This window comes from Pseudoalteromonas sp. G5_S1_14_S5, assembly GCF_054968605.1.
This window is the reverse complement of sequence record NZ_JBQKUM010000144.1, coordinates 1-3,976: the sequence shown is the minus strand read 5'-3', so window position 1 is coordinate 3,976 and position 3,976 is coordinate 1. Positions and strand designations below refer to the sequence as shown.

At 41.4% G+C, this 3,976-nt stretch carries 1 pseudogene; it reads right to left on the bottom strand.

The window, feature by feature from the left end:
- Nucleotides 1-3,791: pseudogene (locus ACTRWI_RS22035) on the bottom strand (hypothetical protein); the annotation flags it as partial.
- Between the last annotated feature and the right edge of the window lie 185 nt (nucleotides 3,792-3,976).

The following is a 3,976-nucleotide window of genomic DNA, read 5'->3' as shown; positions in this document are numbered from 1 at the left end:
AAGGTGGTATTGTTGATACCGTTAACGTCACTGTTGAAAGCCGCTAGCTGAACGTCAACAAACGCATCGTTGCTATTTTCCACACCCGTATCACAAAGACCTTCTGCATCAATGCTGCCACTGTCCTTCGATCTTGAGAGTTTAATGTGGGAAATCTTGTTTTTAAGCTGGATATCAGTAGCGCTAAAATCAGTACCAACTACAGTAAAGTTGTCACATGTTTTGTTAAGGTCCGAATAGAAAGTCACCTTAAGCTGATAACCGACCTTGTAGGATTCAATATTATCGTCCCAGACTGAGTCGACACCTGATATATCGTTATTTTCAATCGCGGAGTCATCATAACAAAATGGCCAGAAATGACCCCTATAGTTTTCTTCGCTGTAGGCATAAACACAGCTTTGATCCAAATGAATACTAGAATTCCAAGTGTAGAACCATCGTCCGTTTTTATACAAGAACGGAATTTCAGTGGTGTTGTGCGTGAAGAACGTTTTGTTACCACTATAAATAATGGTTATATTTTTATGACCGTAAGATCCCTTAGCCTTTACGAAAGTGATGATAGTTCCATCAGCTACATTGTTTGGTAGGGTCAAAGTCCCATCATTTTGGGAGTTTGGAATTTCGATTACAAGTTTTTTGCTGCCATCTTGCAGTAAATGGTCCCACCCCAAAAAGGGGTTGAAATGCCCAGTATAATCAGATGAATCGTTGCGATAGCTGTCATGAAAATCAGGGTTATTATCGTCCTTATCATGTCTCGCATCGATGCCGTCATTGTCTCGGTCAACGGTGATGAGTGCATTATCGGGATCGTCGTCAACGTTATTAGGAAATTCGTCATCATCTCGATCTAGATTAACGACAAACTGAATGTTGGATACCCCGTTTGCGTTGGATTCAAGGCTCTCAGTGATAGTCCCGTTATGTAGTTCACCCAAAGTGTTTGAAGCTTCTACATCTTCGAATAACTTCACCACAAAGTCATTCTTGGCTATGCCCTTTCCAATAATGATAGAGCCGACGTTGTCATTCCAATCTTTGCCGTGACCACTAAACGAAGTAATATCGAGAGCACGATCTAAACAAAGTTGCCAACTCTGTCCAGTAAAATTTGGCTGACTATATATTTTGGCACAATCGGGACCGATGGTATCGACTAAGCTCGTCATATCTGGATCAAAAGGGAAGGCATCTGAGTTGTCGCCAACACCATCCTTGTCGCTATCAATCCACTCCTTTCCATCATCAGGAAAGGCATCAAAAATGTCTAGAACATCATCTCCGTCCCTATCTTCATCAGAGAAAGTCCAACTTCCATTTTTGTAAATGAAAAAATGTTTTACACGATCTCCATCAATGACAACTGATGTATTGTTATATTTAACTGTTCTATTAAAGCTCCCGCTATCCCATCCTTTTCTAAAAAAAATGAAAATCGTTCCATTAGGCACGTTATCGGGTAGGGTGATACTAGGCCCATAATCAATTTCTATCTCAACAATTTTGGCGCCTGCCTCACGATTTTGCCATTTCTCAAGAACCGATCCTCCCTTGATTTGAAAATCAAAGGCGTTAGGGTTAAGGCTGACCGCCCAATCAGGATTATTATCGTCCTTATCATGTCTTGCATCGATGCCGTCATTGTCTTGGTCAACAGTGATAAATCTACTATCGGGATCGTCGTCAACCTTATTAGGAAGTCCGTCATCATCTCGATCTAGGTTAACGACAAATTGAATATTGGATACGTGGTTTGCGTTGGATTCAAGACTCTCAATCGTACTCCCCTGATTTACTTCCAATATAGTGTTTGAAGCTTCTACATGTTCGAATAACTTCACCGTAAAGTCATTCTTGGCCATGCCCGAGCCAACAATGATGGAACGGACTTTGTCATTCCAATCTTTGCCGTGACCACTGAACGAGGTAATTTCTTGTGCACGGTCAAGACAAAGCCGCCAACTCCGTCCAGTATAATCAGCCTTACTGTAAATTTTTGCACAACCACTTCCGACTGAGTTTTGCTCGTTCTTTAGATGGTCCTTAAAGAGCCGTACTTGTACACTGGTCGCACCACCAGAATAGGTTCCGTCAGAGAAAGAACCACGAGGAGCGGTGACCCCATTTGGATCATCCGATACTAATACGGCTCCTAAGCCTACAGAGTAGGATTTAATCCCGTAGGCTAACGCATCTTTTGGCCATAAATCGGTTTCTAATACATTCAGCTCTGCCGTTTCTCCCCTGGAAGTGCAAATCTCTGCCTTGGCTCCAAGGAAGTCAACACCACTATACACAGTTGCGCAATTTGCATTATTAGCGTGCAGGGCCCGATTTTGATGATCATTAATATGGGTGAGTTTGTCTTTAACCCTAATGTAGGAGATTCCACCATGGACTGGAAGAGATGGATATCCACCTAAACCTAAATAAAGCTCTTGACCAAATCGGTAAGGGTCCATATTGAATTCTGCAACACTATTGTCGCCTACAATAAAGGACTCAATATTATCATTCCAAAGCTTACCAGGACCACTTTCGGACTGGCCTGCACAATATTGCCACATTGAACCTGAGAAACCCTCCTCACTGTATAAGAGCATGCAGTTGTCACTAACTCGTGCATCCGTTCTTTGCCAACTGCCGTTTAGGTAAATAAAACGCAAGGTTTTCCATTGTTCAACGGTCGCTTCTTCATTACCATTATAAATTACTTTGGACGCCCTCTTTGAACCAGGTGCGTCCCAAGTCGCCGCAGAATCGACTACAACCATTCTTCCATGAGTTGAGATTTGGGGTAAATTAATTAACGGTGCAAACGAACCGTTTTGTTGAAGAATGTTAACCTGAGGAAAGTTATACAAAGCGGACGATAGACTTGAAATGGTGAGATCCCCGCCAGTTATTTGATGTCCTTGGTAATCAGTGTCAATGCTGAAATCTAGGTCAGGATTGAAATCATCCAAGTCAATACCAGCAATCAGCCCGTCGCGGTCATTGTCTATTTCAAACTTTACCCAAAAATTTTGGGGAGGTTGCTCACACTCCACCCGAGCGCACAGATGCTTGATTGTTAGTTTGGTATTAACATCACTAGGAGATTTAGAGCCATCTTTCATTACTCCCATGAAAAGTTGGTGATAATGATTTTCATTAAAAGGCTTCGGGACCCACCTTTGAACAAAACCGCCGAATTCGTCTATAAATGTATATCCGTCTAAACCTATATTGACCATAATTTCGTAATAATATCCACGGTCTTCATTGTATTCCAATTGTCCACTAAACTGGTATGATGATGCACACTCTGGTTCGACGATGCTACCCAAATCCAAAACAAATAAGTCAAAAGCGATTTTTACAGAATCGTCCTGTCCTTTGTATTTGAAATGTGGTGTACAAGTAATGGCGTGATCCTCATTGAATTTATCAAAGACATTAGAATAATATCCCACCAACACAGGGTTACGAATGGCAAAGGGGTAATTGCACTCTTCACAGACATCATCGAAGTCCCTTGATTTACGTCCTACGACCAACCTTGGCCCCCATCCGTTATCAGTCCACAGCCACATAAGCTGCGAGAAAACTTTTTCATTTTCATTATCATAACTTAATCGCGAAAGGTCTAACTTACCTTCTAAGTCAGAGATCTGGTACGGTGAGTCCCGCAACCGTTCATAAGTACCTTCGGCCTGTGCATCAAAAACAAAAACATTCAATAGAATCAGACAGCTGATAACAAGGTTGAATGCGCGTTTAAGGTGTGATTTGAGGATGTTCATATTAAACCTATAAATCTAAAGTTAGTGGTACCCAACGTTTGATTTCTGCAGGATAACCTTGTATGGAACTAGACTTTGTATTTTCAGTGACAATGTTGCATTTGCACGATGAGTCAGCCGCCTTGATGATAAAAATGTCATTAAAGTTTTTAACAAACATTCATATCTTCTGCAACATATTTTTA